Raw genomic sequence first — 19,134 nt, 5'->3', positions numbered from 1 at the left:
GCAGGGCGCGTGACTTGGACGGTGGGCTGGCGCCGGTCAAGCGGATCCTTGAGCTGAACCCGACGCACCCGTTGGTCACCGGCCTACGGAAGGCGTACGAGGGCGTAAGGACGACGCGTCGCTGACCGAGAGTCGAGCTGATCCACGGGAGGCCCTGCTGGCCGAGGGCAGCGAGCTGAAGGACCCGCCGCGCTTCACCCGCCTGCTGGCCGACCGTCTCGCGCACACCTTGTAGCGCGGGCCTGGAGATAACGCTGCTGAGGCAGGCTCATCGTGAGGCGGGCCGCGTGTTCGTAGGACACCCGGGCCGCCTCACGGTTGCCGGACATTTCGAGCAGGTGCGCGCGGACCGAGTGCAGCCGGTGGTCCTTGGCCAGCGTTGTCTCCAGTGGGCCGAGCAGGTCCAGCCCGGCCTGGGGACTGTCGGCCATCGCGACCGCGACGACGTGGTTGAGCCGTACCACCGCGTTGTCGTTGATTCGCAGCAGTACCTCGTACAGGGCTTTGATCTGCGGCCAGTCGGTGTCCGCGGACGTGGGTGCCTCGTCGTGGACGGCGGCGATAGCGGCCTGCAACTGGTACGGGCCGATCGGCCCGTGGGGAAGCGCGCCGCTGATCAACGCGACGCCCTCGGTGATGAACCCGGTGTTCCACAGGCTTCGGTCTTGTTCGTCCATCGGGATCATGCCGCCGTCCGGGCCCGTGCGGGCCAGCCGGCGGGCGTCGACCAGCAGCATGAGCGCCAGCAGCCCGGTGACCTCGGGGTCATCAGGCAGCAGGCGGTGCACGATCCGGGTCAGCCGGATCGCCTCGGTGGACAACTCGGTGCGGTGCAGGTCCGGGCCGGCCGTGGTGGCGTAGCCCTCGTTGAAGATCAGGTACAGCACGTGCAGGACGGCGCCGAGCCGTTCGCCGCGGTCGGCTGGCATGCCGAACGGGATGCCGCTGTCCTTGACGGCCTGCTTGGCGCGGGTGATCCGCCGGGTCATCGTCGACTCCGGCACCAGGAACGCGCGGGCAATCTCGGCCGTGGTGAGACCGCCGACCGCGCGGAGCGTCAGCGCGATCTGGGACGCCGGGGACAACGCCGGGTGACAGCACAGGAACAGCAGGATCAGTGTGTCGTCGAAGTCCACGACCGGTCCGGTGGGGACCGGCCGCTGGTCCAGTTCACGGCGGTGCCGGGCCTGCTCGGCCCGCAGCAGGTCGGTGAGCCGGCGCGACGCGACCGTGATCAGCCAGGCCTTCGGGTCGTCCGGGACCCCCTCGGCCGGCCACTGCTGGGCGGCCGCGATCAACGCCTCCTGCACGGCGTCCTCGGCGGTGTCGAAATGGCCGTAGCGCCGGACGACCGCGCCGAGGACCTGCGGCGCCAACTCACGCAGCAGGCCCTCGGCGAAACGGTCGTTCACTCCAGCGACTCGGCCGCGGACCCGGCGATCGGCCGGATGTCCACGTGCAAGTCATGCACGAACGTGGCGCCTGCCGGGTGGGGCGTGTTGACGAGTTGGGCGGCGATCTCGGTGGCCCGGTCGTAGCTGACGCAGTCGACGATGGTATATCCGCCGAGCACCTCCTGGGTCTCCGCGTACGGCCCGTCGGTGACCACCGGGACGCCGTCCTTGAGCGAGACCCGCCGCGCGTGGACGGGCGGGGTGAGGCCGTGCGCGTCGACGAACTCACCGGACTCGACCAGGTCGTTGTTCCACTTCGCCATGAACTGGTGCAGCGCGGCCGCGTCCTGCGGGGACCAGCTGGCCATCATGTCCAGGTCCTGCTGGGTCAACGACAACATGATCATGTACTTCACGTTCGTGTCCTCTCCACTGGGAACCTTTCAGCGGAGACGTCGGAGTCGAGCCGCCGGTCCGGACACGAAGTCTAGTGACGGTGGCCACTATTGATCACCGAGTCGGTCACGCTGCCCGGGGTTGAGGACACACCAGGTCCGGATCGCGGGTGTGGTGTTGGTCGAGGTTGTCGCAGATGACGTAGATCGGAGCGCCGTCCGGGCGAGCCTGACGGATCGATTTGAGCGCGGCCAGGGTGTATTTGCCGCCTTTGTGTTCGTGCAGGACACCCCACAGCCGGTCATCGGAGAGGCTGTAGCAGCCGTGGAAGTACCGGATGCCGTGGGTGCGCTTGTAGGTGGCGCGCAGCCGGTCGGGATGACAGCGGGCGGCCCAGCAGGTGCCGTGACACGGGCGGATCGACAGCGGCCCGAACTGGTCGAACGCGAAACACCGCTCCGGAAACCGTACGGTGACCTCCTCGATCCGATCCAACTTGGCCTCCAGGTCGGGGTCGTGGGACTCCTTCCAGGTCCGTGTGCGCTGAAACGTGATGCCGCGAGCGGAAAGGATCTGCCGCAACCGTTCCCGCCCGACACGGACCATCCGGACCGGCGCCCACCGCGGATCGCGACGTCCGTACCGGCCGGACAGGTAGCTGGCCAGCTTGCGGATACTCCAGTGCGTGAACGGCAGCCCGTGCTTGCGCGGGCGGATAGTGGCCATCTCGACGATGACGGTGATGTCAGCGTCAGTGATGCGGCGGGGACGACCGCACTAGCCGCCGTCAGCCGCGCGGCTTGGCGGTCGCGAGTGAGATCACCGCCAGCACGGTGTTGACGGCGGAGATCGCGACCGTGAACTTCGCCGCTTTGCCCTGGAGTTCACCGCGCGCACCGGCGTACACGGCGGCCGCGGTGTCCGTCGCGTGGATCAGGACCGCCTGCTGCAGCATCCGCCGGGCCGACGGATCGTCCGCCTTCAGCAGCAGCAGGTCGGTCCCGAGGACCAGGGTGCGGATCCCGAACATGCGCGCGGGGTAGCCGAACCGCCGGTCTTCCCCCGGTGAGCTGCCCAGGCTCGCCGCCATCCGGGCGGGGGCGAGCAAGCCGGCCGCTCCGTTGAAGATCCGCACGCAAGCCAGTGCTTTTCGTGCCATTTCGCCCGGTTCCATCGGTCCACCTTCTTGTCGGGTGCGCGGCGCCTTCGATCCGTTCCGCAGAACGTGAAGGTACCGCGACCCTCCTCAGTGGAGCGAGGCGCCTTGAACTCTCAGGACGCGGAAACGGAATAGCTGTTGGAGGTGAAGTTCAACCCGCCCGAAGACGACGTGATTTCGAAGCCGAACTGCACTTCGCCGAGGGTCACGTCCCCGAACCAGCCACGGGCCTTGATCCAGTTCAGCACCGCGAGGACGTCGACGGTGCCGGAGTTCGTGTTCGACGTGCGCAGGAACGAGAACACCGCGTTCGAACCGTTCGATCCCTTGTAGACGTCCCAGGTGTGCCCGCCGACGCTCACCGTCGTCTGCTTGCTGCCCAGCGGGCCGACCGCGCCCTGCTTGTTGACCCACAGCATGATTTCGTAGGCGTTGTTGTTCGCCCAGATGTCATAAGCCGTCTCGTAGGCGCCACTGCCCGGGCGGCTCACGTTGAAACTGCTGGAAACCTGCCGCAGCGAGCTGAGTGTCCGGCCGACGTTCTTCGCCGAGTGCGGATACGACTTGATCCCGCCGGTGTTCGGGTGGTCCGCCCACACCCCCCAGTTGCTGAAGGAGTTCGCCCAGATCGACTGGGCACCGGCACCGCTGCCCCAGACGTCGTTGCGGACGGTGTACCCGCCGTTGGACCAGGTCGCCCATTTGTCCGAAGACGACCAGGTGGCCGCTTCGGCCACTCCGGCGGTGGTCGCCACCACGGCGGCCGCGGTCAGCGAGACGAGCAGGGAACGCACGACGTTGTGCATGGTAATCGTCCTTTACCGGTAATCGAACGGGAAGCCGCAATGACTATTGCAGGCCACTTGTCCACCGGTCAAGATTCTGTGCGTGATTTGCCGACTTACCACCCACCCGAACAATGGCATCGATGATTTCAATGGGATGCGTTGTCGATTTGGTCGAACAAACCCGCGTATTACCTCGCCTGCGCGAGCCGGTGTTCGGCGTCGCCGGCGAGCACGAGGTAGGCGGCGGCCGTCCAGGTGTAGGCGCGGTCGCGCAGCCCGTCACCGGTCAGCGCGTCGAAGTTCTCGGCGAAGCCGGACTTTTCGCACACCGCGCGGAACCGGGCGCTGACGCGGTCGGCGAGCTCGGTCGCGCCGGCGCGGCGGAGGCCGTCTTCGATCAGCACGGTGACGGGCGCCCACACCGGCCCCCGCCAGTAGCCGTCCGGCTCGTAGTACTCGGACGCCGGCTGCTCGGTCGCCAGGCCGACGCCGGTGAGGTGCGCCTCCAGCCCGGCCACGACCTTGTCCCGCACGTCCGGCGGCAGGTGTTCGCCGAGCACGATCGGCATCAGTTCCAGCAGGCTCGCCCCGGACTGCACCGCCCCGGTCGCGGCCGACCGGCTGACGAACTTCGTGCCGTCCCACAGCTCGCCGAGCAGCGACGCCAGCATGCTCTCGGCTTCGGCGTCCCACCGTGCCGCCGCGCCCGGATCACCCTGCCCGGCGGCCAGCACGGCCAGTTCCTTCAGCTGCAGCACCAGGAACGCGGCGAGGTCGGGCGTCTGCACGAGCCGCCGTTCGGCGAACGGCGTCGCGTTGTCCCAGCCGCTGTCGTTGCCGTGCTCGTAGTGGGCGAGCCGCCCGCCGGGCACGCGGCGGTGCTCGAGCCAGAAGGTCGTCCACGCCGCCAGCTGCCGGTAGGCGAGCCCGGTTTCGGGCAGGCCACCGGGCAGGCGGCCGCGCAGGCGGCTCAGTGCCCAGCCGTGGATGGGCGGTTTGACGAAGTTGCGCAGCACCTCGGCGTGGGTGATCGAGTCGGGCAGCGCGCCCCGGTCGTCCTGGTGGTCGAAGACGACCTGGACCTGGTCCCAGGCCAGCTCCGGCCGGCCGGAGGCCAGCGCGAGCGCGTTGAAGCAGTGGTCCCAGCTCCACACCTTGTCCATCCAGTGCTTCGACATCAGCACGGCCGGGCGGCCGACGAACCCGGCCGGTGCCACGATGGCCGACCAGAGCACGTAACAGGCGAGCTCGGCCGCCGGCGTGCGCTCGCCGCGCCACGGCGCGACCGCGTCGGCGAAGGCGGTGAACCCGGTCCGGGCGGCGGCGACCACGCCGTCGAACGCCGGTGCCGGCGAGTACGGCTCGCGGGCGCCCGGGAGTTCCTCGATCGCCACCTCCCAGGCGTCGCCGCTCACGACGACGGCCCGCTCGGCCGTGCCGAGCGCTTCGGCGCCGACGTGCCGAATGTGTCCGGAAAGGACGGTGACGCGGTAGCGGTGGCCGGTTTCGTAGGAGGTGAAAACGGCTGAGCCGTCGACCGGATCGGTGAAGAAGTAGGTACCGGTGAACGGCGTCAGCGTGAGCTCCGCCGCGCGGATCCGCATGGCCAGGCCGCGCCCGGCGATCCGGAGCGCGTCCGGCGCCGCGAACGCCGCCGTGATCCGCTCCTCGCCGCTCCCCCAGGTGAGCGCGGACGGCGTCGCGACGGCCGGGACCGCCGCCCGCTCCCCGCCGCTTTCGGGGACCAGCGCCAGGACGGCGTGCATGCCGTGGCGGTGCGACACCAGGTGCAGGTCGTCGGCGTAGGTGGCCTGGGCCACCACCGGGGAGACGTCGAACCACGATCCCGGGTAGCTGAACGGAATTTCCCGCAACGAGAATTCGCCCGTGGGCACAGGGGTCGTCCTTTCGGGAGAGGGGCTCAGTCCTTGACGGCGCCCGCGGTGACGCCGGCGGCGACGAACCGCTGCGCCAGCACGAGGAGCACGGCGGCGGGCACGGAGGCGACCACCGCCGTCGCCATGATGGAGTTCCACTCCTGGTTGTTGTTGCCGATGTAGCGGTAGATCCCCAGGGTCAGCGGCCGCAGCGAGCCGCCGCCGTCGAGCGTCGCCGCGAAGACGAAGTCCGACCAGGCCCACAGGAACGAGAACAGCCCCGCGGTGACCACGCCGTTGCGGCTCGCGGGCAGCACCACCGACCAGAACGCGCGCACCGGGCCCGCGCCGTCGATCGTGGCCGCCTGGACGAGCTCGTCCGGCACCGAAGTCATGAAGGAGGTGAGGATGAGCACGGCGAACGGCACCGCGATCGTCGAATCGGCGAGGACCAGCCCCCACGCGGTGTTGGTGATGCCGAGCGAGACGTAGATGCCGTAGAAGCCCAGCGCCATGATGATGCCGGGGATCATCTGGGCGACCAGCAGCACGAACCCGAGGGCCCGGTGCCCGCGCGGGCGCAGCTTGGCCAGCGCGTACGCCGAAGGCGCGGCCAGGGCCAGCGTCAGCGCCACGGTGCCGAGCGCGACGAACAGGCTGGTGGCGAAGTACGGGAGCTGCTCGCGCAGGACCCGCTCGTAGCCTTCGAACGTCGGCGCGGCGGGGAACCAGTCGGGCGGCGACTTGCGCATCCGCCCGGCCGGGGTCAGCGACACGTTGACCATCCAGTAGACCGGGAAGAGCATCACGGCGGTGAGGACCAGCCCCACCGCGGTGCGCCAGTGCCGGATCACGTCTCCTCCTGCCTGCGCTGCGCGCGGATGTAGAGCAGCCCCGCGACCAGGGCCAGCAGGATGAGCACGTTGCCCACGGCCGCGCTGGGCCCGAACCGCGGCAGCATGCTGCCGAACCCGAGCTGGTAGGACCAGGTGGCGAGGGTGGTCGACGATCCGCCGGGGCCGCCCTTGGTCATGATCCAGATGACGTCGAAGACCTTGAGCGTGTAGACCAGCCCCAGCAGCAGGGTGATCGCCGAAACCGGGCGCAGCAGAGGGAAGGTGACGTGCCGGAACCGCTGCCACGCCCCGGCGCCGTCGAGCGACGCCGCCTCGTACACCTCGGCCGGGATGTTCTGCAGGCCGCTGTGCAGCACGACGAGGTTGAACGGCACGCCGATCCAGATGTTGGCGATGATCACCGAGATCAGCGACCACGAGGGCGACGTCAGCCAGTCGATCCGGCCGGCGCCGAACCAGCCCAGCACGGAGTTGACCACGCCGGACTCGCTGTTGAGCAGCCACGCCCAGGTCGACCCCGAGACGATCAGCGGCAGCAGCCAGGGCACCAGGAACAGCGCGCGCAGCGTCGGGCCCAGCCGGAAGTGGCGGGCGAAGAACACCGCCATCGCCAGGCCGATGCCGTACTGGAACAGCAGCGACGCGGCCGTGAAGACGAGCGTGTCGAGCAGGGCCGTGCGGAAGGTCGGATCGGTGAACACGGTCGCGTAGTTGTCGAACCAGACCAGCGGCGCCCCGCCGTGCACGAAGGTGCGGACGGTGTAGTTGCGCAGGCTGAGATCGACGTTCGTCACGAGCGGATAGCCGTAGCAGAGCACGAGGTAGGCGACGAGCGGGGCGAGGAACGCCCACGCGAGCAGCTGCGGCCGTCGGCGTCCCGTCCGTCCGGGCGCTCGCGCGGCCGGACGGACGGTCACCGGTTCACGGATGTCCTGCACGAGCGGGCCTACTTCGCCGACGCGGCGGTCGCCTGTGCGGCCGCGAGCGCGGCGTCCGGGGCCTTCGCGCCGGTGAGTGCGGCCTGCACGGCACCCCAGAGCGGTTCGGAGATCCGGGGGTACCGAGTACCGAGGTTGTCGCCGGTGCGGCCCTTCGCGACCTTGACCGCGTCGACCCACACCTTCAGCTCCGGCTGGGCGGCGACCTGCTTCTCCTGCACGGACGGCACGGCGGAGACATAGGTCAGGGCGGTGTCGGAGTCGAGGACGTTGGCCGGGCTGGTCAGGCAGGACGCGATCTTGCCCGCGGTCTTCTCGGCGTCCGGGCTGCTCTGGACGGGCACGGTGACGAACTCGCCGCCGGTCGGGGCCGGGGCCGCTCCCCCGGCCCGCGCCGGGATCGGGAGGACGCCGTAGTCCAAGCCGGCCTTCTTCGCGTTCTGCAGCTGCCAGGTGCCGTTCTCGGCGAAGGCGTACTCGCCGGTCGCGAACTCCTGCCAGCTGGTGGTCTGCGTGTTGCCGACCACCGAGTTCGGGGCGTATCCCTTGTCCAGCCAGGACTTCCACTGCGCGAGCGCCGAGACGGCACCGGCCGAAGCGAGGTCGGTCAGGTTCGCGCCCGAGCCCCAGAACCACGGCAGGAACTGGAAGCTGCCCTCTTCGGTGCCGATGGCGGAGAACGTGATGCCCTTCTTGCCGGCGGCGTGCACCTTGGCCAGCGCGGCGTCGAGCGAGGCCCAGTCGCGCACGGACGCCGGGTCGACGCCGGCCCCGGTCAGCACGGCCTTGTTGTAGTAGAGGGCGAGCGTGTTCGCCCCGATCGGGACGCCGTAGACCTGGCCCTTGACGTCGGCGGCGGCGAGCAGGTTCGGGGCGGCCTGCGCGGCGTCGAGCCCGGTGTCCGCATTGGACTTGAGCACCCCGCCTTCGGCCAGGGTGGAGACGACCGGGTTGTCGACCACGAGGACGTTCGGCGCGGTGTTCTGCTGGGCGGCGAGCAGCACCTTGTTGGTGAGGTCGGTCGTGTCGAACGCCTGCCGCGCGATCTTGACCCCGGCGTCGGCGCCGCACTTGTCGACGACCTTCGCCCAGGCGGAGCTCGCGTCGAACTGGGGGTAGGGGTCCCAGACGGTGAAGGCGCCGCCGGGGCCGGTGCCGCCCGTTCCCCCGCCGGGGGCCGTCCCGGAGGAGCAGGCGGCCAGTGTCGTCGCGGCGACGGCCACCGACAGCAACCGGATGATCGGGTGACGCTTCATGGAGGGGTCCTTCCTGTCGGCACCAGCGACGACCTGGAGGCGGTCGGTCCGTCATCGAACCGGTTCGACGACGGAGGCCGCGTCACCGTAAACCCCGCGAGCACTCCTGCGCAATACTGCGTGTACTACGATCGAACCGGTTCTGGAACACGGTCAGGAGTGGCATGAACATCGGGGAGATCGCGCGTCGCGCCGGGGTTTCGCGCAGCACCGTGTCGTACGCGCTGAGCGGCAAGCGACCGGTCTCGGCGGCCACCGTGCAGCGCATCAACGACGTCATCGCCGAGCTCGGCTACCGGCCCAACGCCAGCGCCCGCGCCCTGGCCGAAGGCCGCACGCGCACGCTGGGCCTGGTGGTGCCGCCGGCCAGCCGCCGGCTGACCGACGTCCAGCTGGGGTTCGTCGGCAGCGTCGTCGACGCGGCCGCCGCCCACGACCTCGACGTCCTGCTCTCCCCCAGCGGCGGCGACCACGACCGGTCGTTCGAGCGCATCGTGACCGGCCGGCGGGTCGACGGCGTGATCCTGATGGAGATCCTCCTCGAGGACCCGCGGGTGGAGCGGCTGAGCCAGGCGAGCCTGCCGTTCGTGACGATCGGCCACGTCGAGCACCCCGGGGCGTCCTGGTGGGTCGACGTCGACTACGGCGCCCTGATCACGCGCTGCGTGCACCACCTGGCGGATCTCGGCCACGAAGAGGTGGTGCTCATCAACCGTTCGGCCGAGCTCGTCGCGGCGGGCTACGGCCCCGCCCTGCGCTCGGCCACGGGGTTCCTCGACGCCACGGCGGCGCGGGGCCTGACGGCGCGAACGGTGTGCTGCGCGGACGAAGCGGCCGCCGGCCTGGCCTGCTTCGAGCAGATCCGGACGCAGTGGCCGTCGGTGACGGCGGCGGTGACGATCAACGAAGCGGCCCTGCCGGGCGTCCAGCGCGCGCTGCACCGGGCGGGCCTCGAGGTCCCCCGCGACTTTTCGCTGACAGGGGTGATCGCGGAGCGCCTGGCGGAGGACTTCCACCCCCCGCTGACGGCGGCGGACGTGCCCGCGGTGGAACTGGGACGGCTGGCGGTGGACCTGCTGCTGGCGCAGATCGCGGACGCGGGCGCGGAACCCCGGCACGCGCTGCTGGAGCCGCCGATCTCGCTGCGGTCGAGCACGGGCGCGCGGCGCCGCCACGCCTGACCGGCCGGCCGATCCCGCTTCAGCCGGGTGACCCGCCGGGCGGGCCAAGGGTCGAACCGGTTCGCCAAAACCGCCGTTGATTTTCCACCAGACCCTCCCGTAGTGTGCACTTCGCGATCGAACCGGTTCGACGGCCCTGCCCCTACCCGACCGGAGTCCCCGTGGTTCAACGGCGAACTGTCCTGCCCGCCGCCCTCGCGGCCATCCTCACCACCACCCTGCTCAGCGGCACCCCGGCCACCGCGGCCACCAGCACCCTCACCGTCGACCTGGGCGCGAGCACCGGCGCCTTCCACGGCGGCGCCGCCGGTTCCCTCTACGGCGTCTACGGCGACGGCGTCCCCAGCGACAACGCGCTGGCCGGCTTCTACCCCAAGACGCTGGCCACCAAGGCCCAGGACGGCCCGCAGCACCCGGGCGCCGACGCCCTCGAAGTCGCGAAGCCGTTCGTCGCCGCCGGGGGGCGGGATGTCTACGTCTACCTGACCGACATCTACCGCGGCTTCCCCTACCAGCGCGCCCAGGGCCAGGCCGGGGTCGACGACTACCGCGCCAAGCTCACCACCCAGGTCGAGCAGGTCCTCGCCAGCGGCCAACGCGACCACGTCGTGTACGTCCCCTTCAACGAGCCCGAAGGCAACTGGTACGGCACCGGCCAGTACAGCTACGACAACGTCAGCTGGCTGACCGACCCGCGGCACTTCTTCGCCGAGTGGAAGCAGGCCCACGACCTGATCAAGCGCCTCGACCCGCGGGCGCGCATCGCCGGCCCGAACACGAGCGTCCTCTACGACCAGGTCAAGGGCTTCCTGCAGTACTGCAGGGCGAACGACTGCCTGCCGGACGTGATCACCTGGCACGAGCTGTCCTCGCCCGGCTCGGTCCGGTCCAATGTGGACCGCTACCGCGGCTGGGAGCGGGAGCTGGGCATCGGGCCGCTGCCGGTCAACCTCGACGAGTACGCCTACCGCTACCACCTTTCCGTGCCCGGCCAGATGATCCAGTGGATGTCGGCCATCGAAGACTCGAAGGTCGACGCCGACCTCGCCTACTGGAACATCGACGGCAACCTCGACGACAGCGTCGCCGAAGCGAACAAGGGCAACGGCCAGTGGTGGCTGTTCAACGCCTACGGGCAGCTGACCGGGAACACCGTGCGCGTGACGCCGCCGTCACCCGGGCAGCAGTACACCCTGCAGGGCATCGCGACCCTCGACCGCGCCAAGCGGCAGTCGCGCACCCTGTTCGGCGGTTCCTCCGGAGCCGCGGACGTCCACTTCACGCACGTCGACCGGAAGCTCTTCGGCCGCCGCGTGCACGTGACCGTCCAGGAGATCCCGTGGACCGGGCAGCTCGGCGACTCCCCCGCGCCGCGGCGGAAGCTCGACACGGAACTGGCCGTCGCCCCGGACGGCAGCCTCACCCTGCCGTTCACCGACCTCCAGGAGATGTCGGCGTACCAGGTCATCCTCAGCCCGGGCGGCAGCGGCACCACCGACGGGACGCCGGTCCCGTGGCGGCACACCTACGAGGCCGAGGACGCCGCGCACACCGGAACCGGCTGGAGCCGCAACGGCCCGGAAGGCAACCCGGGCAACGTCGGCAAGTTCGCCACGTCCGGCGACTACAACGTCGGCGGCCTGCGGACCGGGTCGGACGTCAAGCTCTCCTTCGACGTCGACGTGCCCCAGGACGGCCGGTACGACCTCAGCGTCTTCTCGAACACCTACAACAAGTATCCGAGCGTCACCGCCCAGGGCCCGACCAACGTCTTCCTGCGGGTCGACGGCGAGGACCCGCGGCAGCTGATCCTGCCCGTTTCCTACGAGTGGGTGGTCTGGGACCACACCGATACCCGCGTGCCGCTCACCGCCGGACGGCACACGATCACCCTGGCCGCGGCCGACCCCGACCTCGGGACCACCCGCGGCGACGCGATCATCGACAAGATCGACCTCACCCGGGTCGATCCCGCCACCGACGGCCAGGCGGTCCACGAAGCGGAATACGCCGACCTGGCCGGCGCCGCGATCCGGTACGACGTCCGCGGCTCGTCCGGTCCCGGCGCGGTGGCGCTGCGCCCCGGCGCGTCGGCGACCTTCTGGGTCCACGCCGGCCACGACGGCTACGCGTCGGTCGGCTTCGACCGGACCGGCCGCGGCACGGCCCGCGTCGACGTCAACGGGCAGCCCGCGGTCACCCTCGGCACCCGGAACACCGTGCCGCTGTTCCTCTCGGCGGGCCTCAACCGGATCGTCGTCACGGGCACGGCCGGCGAGTTCCTGCTCGACGGCGTCCGCACGGCGCCGTCATCGGTGCCGGCGCCGGCCCGGCTCGAAGCCGAAAGCGGCGTGCTCACCGGCGCCGCCCAGCGCAGCAGCGACTTCTCGTTCGCCTCGGGCCAGGTCGTCACCGCGGTGGGCGACGGGCCGGGCAACGCGCTGACCCTGCGGGTGACGGCGAAGCAGGCGGGCCGGCACGTGCTCGTGGTCCGCTACTCCAATGCGGAAGAGTCGATCCCCACCCACTACAACCCCGACCCGGTCGCGCGGCACGCCGACATCGCCGTCAACGGACGGCCGGCCCAGCGGGTGTTGTTCCCGACCACGTTCCACCGCAACCAGTTCCGCGACCTCGCCGTCCCGGTCGACCTGCGGGCCGGGACCAACACGATCGCCTTCACCGCCCAGGAGCTGCCCGACTGGGACGGGCGGACGTTCAACCAGTTCGGCCAGCGCTCGAAATACGCTCCGGACATCGACTACGTCTTGGTCACACCCCTCGTGGGTAACTGAGCAGCCCCTCCGCGTTTCGGGCTCCCGCGGCACGGGAAGCCCGGAACCCGGAGGGGGCCCGACCCGTGGAGGCCTCGATGTCACCCATCGACCACCTGATCGTCAGCGTCCTCGGCCGCCGCCGGGCCCAGGCTCGGGAGCCGGGTCCCGCTCCGGCACCGTTGCGCGGCGGCTCCGGCCGGCAGCCCCCGCAGCCCACGCCCGGCCGCCGGCCCGCGGCCTCCGGCAAGACGTAGCCGCGGCCGCGGTTTCAGCGGGCGAAGACCTTCAGGTCGATCGAATCGCCGAGGAGCCGGTCGCCTGCCGCGTTCGGGTGGTAGCAGTCGGTGCGCCAGTCCGCGCGGATGACCGTCGGGTCCGCCGGGTCGCGCAGCACGGTGTCGAAGTCGAGGACCGCGTCGAACGTCCCGGACGTGCGGATCCACGCGTTGACCGCGAGCCGGGCTTGTTCCTTCGGGCTGCCGGCCGCGTTGCACATCGGCAGGATCGTCGCGCCGACGATCCGGCGGCCCGCCGCGTGCACCCGCCCGGCGATGGTGCGCATGGCGTCGATGACCTGCGCGGCCGGGGCCGGGGCCGCGTTGTCGCCGCCACCGAGGTCGTTCGTCCCCTCCAGCAGCAGGACGTACCGCACGCCGGGCAGCGAGAGCACGTCGCGGTCGAGCCGGACCGGCGCGGGCGGGCCGCAGCACTGGCCGGTGGGGTCGTACGGGTTCGGCTGGACGCTGACGGTGTTGCCGCTGATCCCCGCGTTGGCCACCGACAGCCGCCGCGACGGGGGGAGCGTCCCGATGCGCTCGGCGAGCACGTCGGTCCAGCGCGGTCCGCCGCCGAAAGCGTTGTAGCCGTCGGTGATCGAGTCACCGAGGGCGACGATCGTGCCGCGGGCGGGCGACACGGCGCTGATCGCGTCCGCCCACCACAGGACGCCGGGCGCGAAGGGCCCGTACGCGCTCCCCGACTCGTCCGCCCCGGCGTCACCGGGCCCGGCCGAGGTGAACGACCCCGGCGTGTCCGTCTCCGGCGGCGGGAACGTGTGGTCGTTGACCGGCGCACCCGGCGCGTACACGCTCACCGCGACGTGGTCGCCGCGCCGGACCGACAGCGGCAGCGGGTCGGTCCACACGCTGGCGCCCGGCGGGATCGTCACGGCGTGCCGGAAGTGGAACGTGGCCCGGTGGTTCGATCCCGGCACCAGCGCGGGCGAATTCGTCGACGGCTGCCGGCCGGCCCAGACCGATCGCACGGTCATCGCGGTGGCGCCGAAGGGGTTGCTCAGCCGCACCCGCAGCGCCGTTCCGGCGGCGGTCACGGTGAGCACGTTGCGGATGGTGACGTCGGGGGCGGTGCCGTGCACGCCTTGGAGCGAGGACTCCGTCAGGGTCACCGAACCCGGGGACAACCCGCCCGAGGGCACGGCCTCCGCCGTCGCGGGGCTCAGCAGCGACGCGGAAACGACCAGGACCACAGCGGTTCGGCGGATACGCATCCGAGGCGTCCTTTCGACGAGGCGTGCTGCCTCCAACCGAGTCATCTCCAGGACAACACTTTCCGCTGGAGCGCTCCACCGAGCGTAACGCAGGATTCACGGTCCCGACAAGACGGCCGGAGAAAGCGCTATCACGCGCCCTGCCCGTCAGCCGGGCAGGGCGCGTGACCACCGTTCGGCTCAGGAGGATCAGGAAGCCCACGGTGCGCTGACGAGCCAGCTCACGTCGTCGCTGTAGGCGTTGGCGTTGTCGAAGGTGTTCGGACCGCCGTTGGCGGCGATGTAGACGATGTTGTCGTAGTGGCGGACGTACCGGTCGGCGAAGTTGAGCGATCTGAGCGAGGCACCTTGGCCGTTGCGGCCGGCCTCCGGGCAGAAGGTCGCGTCCTGGGCGAACAGCGCACTCCCGTCGTTGGCCTGGAGGTACAGCCGGTAGTTCTGGTGCCGCAGGTACTGCCCGGCCGCGTTCTTCGACTCGAACGACACGCACGAGCCGCTGCCGAGTCCGGTCCGGACGGTCCAGGAGGCGTTGCCCTTTTCCGTGGCCGAGCTGCCGCTGCCGACCACCGCGGTGTCCACAGTGGATCCCGTGTGGTGGATGTAGCGGTCGGTGCAGCAGGCGGTGGTGGCGCGCAGCGAGACGGACGTGCCCGGCGTCAGCCCGGTGCCCGCGGAACTCGTGGCGTAGCCGGCCGCGGTGATGTTGGCCTGCACCGCGTTTTCCGTGGCTTCCGACGGATAACCGGAGGTCATCACGCCTTCGTAGAAGGTGCCGCGGGCGCCGACGCTGTTGTCGCCGCCGATGCCCAGGATGATGGCCCCTTCCTTCTTCATCGGGTTGTAGCCCGCGACGTTCGGGCGCACGCCGTCGTAGAAGGTGGACACGCCGCCGGACTGGGCGTTGCCGCCGCGGATGGCCCACCGGTTCGGGCCGCCCTTGACGATGGCGGTGAGGAAGCGGTGGCTGATGCTCGGGTCGTTGGCGTTGTAGTGCTGGTTGACCCCGGAGAACAGGCCGTTTTCCAGGTCGGCCATGATCCACGGGCCGTTGCCGGCGCCGTAGCCCCAGACCTTGATGTTGCCGAAGTAGATGGCTTCCATCGTGCCGTTGCCGTTGTCCCGGCTGTTGCGCTCGGCGTTGCCGTAGTCGAAGCAGCAGCCGCCGTTGTAGTGCGTCCCGTCGAAGATCGCGTACATGCCCTCCGGCTGGTCACCGGTCGCGATGCCGTTGGTGTTGTTGTTGCGGTAGCCGGTTCCGGGAGCCACGTAGACGCCGTAGGCCTTGTGGCCGCCGACGGTGATCGGTGCCGCGGTGGCGTTGGCGAGGTTGTCGTACCCGCCCGCGGCCGGTCCCTGGAACCCACCGGGCGGCGCCTGCGTGAGACGGTTGTTCCGGCCGGACTGGTCGTAGATGACGGTGATCAGGCAGGTGGTTCCCGCGCAGAACGAATCCTGCGTCGAGGCGTTGGCCACGCCGCCCGCGGCCAAGGGGGCGATGTCGCGCGTGGCGCTGTCCGAAGCGCGCCTGACCTGGTACAGCGGGCCGGTGTAGGCGCCGTACAGGGCCCGGGTCGTGGAATGCGCGGCGACGCAGGGCGTGCCGCCGGCCGCGTAGATGTCGCACGGCCCCTGGGTGGCCGCCTGGGACGTACCGCCACCGACGAGGAGGCCGGTGACGAGCGTGCCGGCGACGATCAGGGCCGGCGCGATGCGGTGCTCACGGACGTATCTCGGCTGTCGTGACATGAATGATCTCCCGCTGGAGTACGGAAATCGTCGAATCGACAGATGCGCGGGCCGGCGTCATTGCCAACCTCCTCCTCGATCACCGACACGCAGGAACGGCACAAGCGGAGCGATTGTGAGCGCTAACATAACCCCCGGGCCGACGGAGTGCAATGGCCCGGTTTTCCCGCCGCGGACCGCCCCGGGACCGCCGGATCCGTTGGCTCCCTTGCCCTCCGCGGCGGTGGCGGCCGCAAGTCGCGCCCGGCGCGGACCCGTCGGGCGGTGCGGTAAGAGTTCGGTAATCGCCGGGCGGGCCGGATCGCCGATACCGTCGGCCGATGCTTCGCTCTCGATGGTCACGCGCCGCGGGGTACGCCGCGCCCGGGCTCGTACTGGCCGGATCCGGTCTGGCGCACCCGCTCGCGCTGAGCCCGGCGAGTGCCCCGTGGTGGACCACCTTGCACGTCGTCCTGCTGCCGGTGTTCCCCCTGCTCGCGGTGGCGCAGTGGCTGCTGCTCTCCTCCGCGCCCGCGGCGCTGCGCCGTCCGGGCCGGCTCGCGGCGTTCGGCTTCGCGGCCTTCTACGGCGGGCTCGACGCCGTGGCCGGCATCGCGGCCGGAACCGTGGTCCATGCCGAGCACGCGGTCACCCCGGTCACCGGAGCGGTGTTCGGCATCGGCGACAGCCTCGGCCACACCGGCGCGCTGTGCTTTCTCGCGGCCAACGTCCTGATCGTCGCGGCCTTCGCACGGGAAGCGGCATGGCGGGCGGCGCCGGGGGCCGTGCTGCTGCTGACCGCGAGTGTTTCCTTCTACGACAGCCACATCTTCTGGCCGCGAGGCGTGCTGACGATGCTCGCCGTCGCGGCCGGGATGTTCCTGCTCGCCGCCAGCCGGGAACCGTTGCCCGAACGGACATCCGGCCTGCCGGCCGGCTAGGCCGGCGTCACGCGCTCGCAGCCTTGGCGGCGTCGTAGCGAGCCTGAGCCGCCACCACGCCGGGCACGCTCGCCTCGAGGACCTCGATCAGTCCCCGCAGCCGCCGCGCGACCTCCTGGCCGGCGGGTGTGAGGCTGTACTCGACGTGCGGCGGGATCGTCGGACGCGCCTCCCGGTGCACGAAGCCGTCGCGCTCGAGAGCCTGCAGCGTCTGGGCGAGCATCTTCTCGCTGACCCCCTGCACCCGGCGGCGCAGGGCGTTGAACCGGAACACCCCGTCGTCGAGCGCGACGAGGGCGAGCACACCCCACCGGCCCGTGACGTGGTCCAGCACGGCCCGGGACGCACACGCGGCACTGAACACATCGGCCACCAGCGCCTCGTGCTCGGCGTCGGTCACGCCGTCACCTCGTCGTCCATCCACGCCTCGATACTACCCAAAAGTTCGCACGATGGACGTGACAGCACTAACAATGAGTTGGTACTTTCTAAAAGTTAGTACATGCTCCAGGGGACCAGGTACTTGAAACTTCAAGGAGTCCTCATGATCGTCGTCACCGGTGCCACCGGCCACCTCGGCCGGCTCGTCGTCGAAGGCCTGCTCGAGAAGCTGCCCGCCGACCAGGTCGTCGCCGCGGTCCGCACCCCGGAAAAGGCCGCCGACCTGGCCGAACGCGGCGTCGAGGTCCGGCGCGCGGACTACACCGAGCCCGAAAGCCTGGTCACCGCGTTCAAGGACGCCGACAAGGTGCTGCTGGTCTCCAGCAGCGAGGTCGGCCGGCGCGTCGCCCAGCACCAGGCGGTCATCGAGGCGGCGAAGCAGGCCGGTGTCCGGCACCTCGTCTACACCAGCGCGCCGCAGGCGACGACGTCGGCGCTCGTGCTGGCCCCGGAGCACAAGGCGACCGAGGAACTGATCCAGGCCTCCGGCCTGACCGCCACCATCCTGCGCAACAACTGGTACCACGAGAACTACGCCGACACGATCAAGCAGGCCGTACAGACCGGCAGCTTCGCCGGGAGCGCCGGCGACGGCCGGGTCGCCAGCGCGACCCGCGCCGATTACGCGGCGGCCGCGGTCGCCGTGCTGACCGGTGAGGGCCACGAAGGCAAGGTCTACGAGCTCGCGGGCGATGTCGCCTGGTCGAACGCGGACCTCGCCGCCGAGATCGGCCAGGCCACCGGCCGCGAGATCAGCTACGTCGACCTCCCGGCCGATGAGCACGCCAAGGTGCTCGCCCAGGCCGGGCTGCCGGAGCCGGTCGCCGGCTTCCTCGTGGCCCTGGACGCCGACATCAAGGCCGGCTTGCTCGCCGAGACCACGGACGACCTGCGGACCCTCATCGGCCGCCCGGCCACGCCGATCGGCGTCACCGTGGCCGAGATCGCCCGCTGAACCCGATCACGGTGGGGAGTCCCCGGGCGGGGCTCCCCACCGGCGTCACCCGGGCCGCCCGGGCTTCCGCTGCGAAACGCTGTTCTCCCGCAACGGCGGCTGCCACACCCGGGGCGCCGGGGTCTCGCCGTCGTCGCCCGGCTGGTCGAGCGGGTCGGTCCCGTTCTGCCAGCGAGCCCAGTGAGCCGCGCACATCCTCCGCCAGAGGGCCGGCTCGTCGCACTGGTACCGCCGGCAGGCCGGCACCCGCTCCTGGTGATCGGTCACGTATCGCTCCACTCGCCATCGAACGTTCCGCGTTCAACTACCACAGCAGCGGTGGCGTTGTCGATCCTCACCGGGCCTCGGCGACCGCGTCGGCCCTCGCCGGGTCGCGCGCGATCGAACGGTCCGCGATCGCTGTGGTTAACCCTCCGCTAACCGGGAAAGCCCCCTGGACCGCCGGCCCCCGCCGGTGCCACCCCGGACGACGGAGGGAATTCTCGTGTTCCGTCACACGAAGCTGCTGCAGTTCGAAGCCAAGCCCGAAAAGCCGGATGCCGTCTACGCCCGCAAGCTCCAGGAACTCATCGGCGGCGCCTTCGGCGAAATGACCGTGACCATGCAGTACCTGTTCCAAGGCTGGAACTGCCGCATCGAAGGCAAATACAAAGACCTGATCATGGACACCGCCACCGAAGAAATCGGCCACGTCGAAATGCTCGCCACCATGGTCGCCCGGCTGCTGGAAGGCGCCCCCGCCACCGTCACCGCCGAAGCCGTCAAAGACCCGGTGATGGCCGCGACGATCGGCGGCATGGACGTCCAACAGGCCATCGTCGCCGGCGGCGGCGCCCTGCCCGCCGACAGCAACGGCTACCCCTGGAACGGCCGCTACATCATCGCCTCCGGCAACCTGCTCGCCGACTTCCGCGCCAACGCCGCCGCCGAAGCCCAAGGCCG

19 protein-coding genes are annotated in these 19,134 nt (G+C 70.6%); 6 read left to right on the top strand and 13 right to left on the bottom strand.

Annotated elements, in window-relative coordinates; all coding sequences use genetic code 11:
- Positions 1-194: 194 nt before the first annotated feature.
- The 9 genes from ACFVYA_RS38300 to ACFVYA_RS38260 form a co-directional block, all read right to left on the bottom strand.
- Positions 195-1,412, bottom strand: a complete 1,218-nt coding sequence (locus tag ACFVYA_RS38300; protein WP_387052048.1) for an RNA polymerase sigma factor — start codon at positions 1,410-1,412, stop codon at positions 195-197.
- Positions 1,409-1,801 (bottom strand): YciI family protein, encoded by a 393-nt coding sequence (locus ACFVYA_RS38295; protein WP_360271402.1) that lies wholly within the window; start codon positions 1,799-1,801, stop codon positions 1,409-1,411. The genes ACFVYA_RS38300 and ACFVYA_RS38295 overlap by 4 nt, the downstream gene beginning before the upstream one ends.
- A 115-nt stretch (positions 1,802-1,916) precedes the next feature.
- Positions 1,917-2,396, bottom strand: coding sequence for a hypothetical protein (locus ACFVYA_RS38290; protein WP_387052047.1), 480 nt, complete (start codon positions 2,394-2,396; stop codon positions 1,917-1,919).
- A 181-nt stretch (positions 2,397-2,577) separates the two neighbouring features.
- Positions 2,578-2,964: a hypothetical protein gene (locus ACFVYA_RS38285; protein WP_387052046.1), complete on the bottom strand. Its 387-nt coding sequence runs from the start codon at positions 2,962-2,964 to the stop codon at positions 2,578-2,580.
- A 98-nt stretch (positions 2,965-3,062) separates the two neighbouring features.
- On the bottom strand, positions 3,063-3,755 hold the full coding sequence (locus ACFVYA_RS38280) for a hypothetical protein (protein WP_285990324.1): 693 nt from the start codon (positions 3,753-3,755) through the stop codon (positions 3,063-3,065).
- A 170-nt stretch (positions 3,756-3,925) separates the two neighbouring features.
- Positions 3,926-5,632, bottom strand: a complete 1,707-nt coding sequence (locus ACFVYA_RS38275) for a trehalase family glycosidase (RefSeq protein ID WP_387052045.1) — start codon at positions 5,630-5,632, stop codon at positions 3,926-3,928.
- A 26-nt stretch (positions 5,633-5,658) separates the two neighbouring features.
- Positions 5,659-6,468, bottom strand: coding sequence for a carbohydrate ABC transporter permease (locus ACFVYA_RS38270; RefSeq protein WP_285990322.1), 810 nt, complete (start codon positions 6,466-6,468; stop codon positions 5,659-5,661).
- Positions 6,465-7,409 (bottom strand): carbohydrate ABC transporter permease, encoded by a 945-nt coding sequence (locus tag ACFVYA_RS38265; RefSeq protein ID WP_387052044.1) that lies wholly within the window; start codon positions 7,407-7,409, stop codon positions 6,465-6,467. Before ACFVYA_RS38265 ends, ACFVYA_RS38270 begins: the two co-directional genes overlap by 4 nt.
- An 8-nt stretch (positions 7,410-7,417) precedes the next feature.
- Positions 7,418-8,665, bottom strand: a complete 1,248-nt coding sequence (locus ACFVYA_RS38260) for an extracellular solute-binding protein (protein ID WP_387052043.1) — start codon at positions 8,663-8,665, stop codon at positions 7,418-7,420.
- Between the two features lie 53 nt (positions 8,666-8,718).
- Here ACFVYA_RS38260 and ACFVYA_RS38255 point away from each other — a divergent pair, with 53 nt between their 5' ends.
- From ACFVYA_RS38255 to ACFVYA_RS38245, 3 genes are all read left to right on the top strand, one after another.
- Entirely contained in the window at positions 8,719-9,846 is a 1,128-nt protein-coding gene (locus ACFVYA_RS38255) for a LacI family DNA-binding transcriptional regulator (protein WP_387052065.1), read from the top strand.
- 161 nt (positions 9,847-10,007) lie between these two features.
- Complete coding sequence (locus ACFVYA_RS38250; protein ID WP_387052042.1) at positions 10,008-12,641, top strand: hypothetical protein; 2,634 nt, start codon at positions 10,008-10,010, stop codon at positions 12,639-12,641.
- A gap of 77 nt (positions 12,642-12,718) precedes the next feature.
- Positions 12,719-12,877 carry a hypothetical protein gene (locus ACFVYA_RS38245; RefSeq protein ID WP_387052041.1) on the top strand — a complete coding sequence of 53 codons (159 nt, stop codon included), beginning with the start codon at positions 12,719-12,721 and terminating at the stop codon, positions 12,875-12,877.
- A 14-nt stretch (positions 12,878-12,891) separates the two neighbouring features.
- Here the strand turns inward: ACFVYA_RS38245 and ACFVYA_RS38240 are convergent, their stop codons facing one another.
- Positions 12,892-14,130 (bottom strand): GDSL-type esterase/lipase family protein, encoded by a 1,239-nt coding sequence (locus ACFVYA_RS38240; RefSeq protein ID WP_387052040.1) that lies wholly within the window; start codon positions 14,128-14,130, stop codon positions 12,892-12,894.
- A gap of 189 nt (positions 14,131-14,319) precedes the next feature.
- Positions 14,320-15,876 carry an alpha-L-arabinofuranosidase B gene (locus ACFVYA_RS38235; RefSeq protein ID WP_387052039.1) on the bottom strand — a complete coding sequence of 519 codons (1,557 nt, stop codon included), beginning with the start codon at positions 15,874-15,876 and terminating at the stop codon, positions 14,320-14,322.
- 320 nt (positions 15,877-16,196) lie between these two features.
- Between ACFVYA_RS38235 and ACFVYA_RS38230 the strand changes: the two genes are divergently transcribed.
- On the top strand, positions 16,197-16,796 hold the full coding sequence (locus ACFVYA_RS38230; protein WP_387052038.1) for a hypothetical protein: 600 nt from the start codon (positions 16,197-16,199) through the stop codon (positions 16,794-16,796).
- Between the two features lie 7 nt (positions 16,797-16,803).
- Here ACFVYA_RS38230 and ACFVYA_RS38225 read toward each other — a convergent pair whose 3' ends face one another.
- Positions 16,804-17,196 (bottom strand): winged helix-turn-helix transcriptional regulator, encoded by a 393-nt coding sequence (locus ACFVYA_RS38225; RefSeq protein ID WP_387052037.1) that lies wholly within the window; start codon positions 17,194-17,196, stop codon positions 16,804-16,806.
- Positions 17,197-17,340: 144 nt separating this feature from the next.
- Between ACFVYA_RS38225 and ACFVYA_RS38220 the strand changes: the two genes are divergently transcribed.
- Entirely contained in the window at positions 17,341-18,192 is an 852-nt protein-coding gene (locus ACFVYA_RS38220) for an SDR family oxidoreductase (RefSeq protein WP_387052036.1), read from the top strand.
- A 45-nt stretch (positions 18,193-18,237) separates the two neighbouring features.
- Here the strand turns inward: ACFVYA_RS38220 and ACFVYA_RS38215 are convergent, their stop codons facing one another.
- Entirely contained in the window at positions 18,238-18,459 is a 222-nt protein-coding gene (locus ACFVYA_RS38215) for a hypothetical protein (protein WP_285990314.1), read from the bottom strand.
- Positions 18,460-18,676: 217 nt separating this feature from the next.
- Between ACFVYA_RS38215 and ACFVYA_RS38210 the strand changes: the two genes are divergently transcribed.
- Positions 18,677-19,134: manganese catalase family protein (locus ACFVYA_RS38210; RefSeq protein WP_387052035.1), on the top strand; the 458-nt coding region annotated here is incomplete at its 3' end.

The organism is Amycolatopsis sp. NPDC058278, from assembly GCF_042881395.1.
GTDB lineage: Bacteria > Actinomycetota > Actinomycetes > Mycobacteriales > Pseudonocardiaceae > Amycolatopsis.
This window is presented reverse-complemented; position numbering and strand designations above follow the sequence as displayed.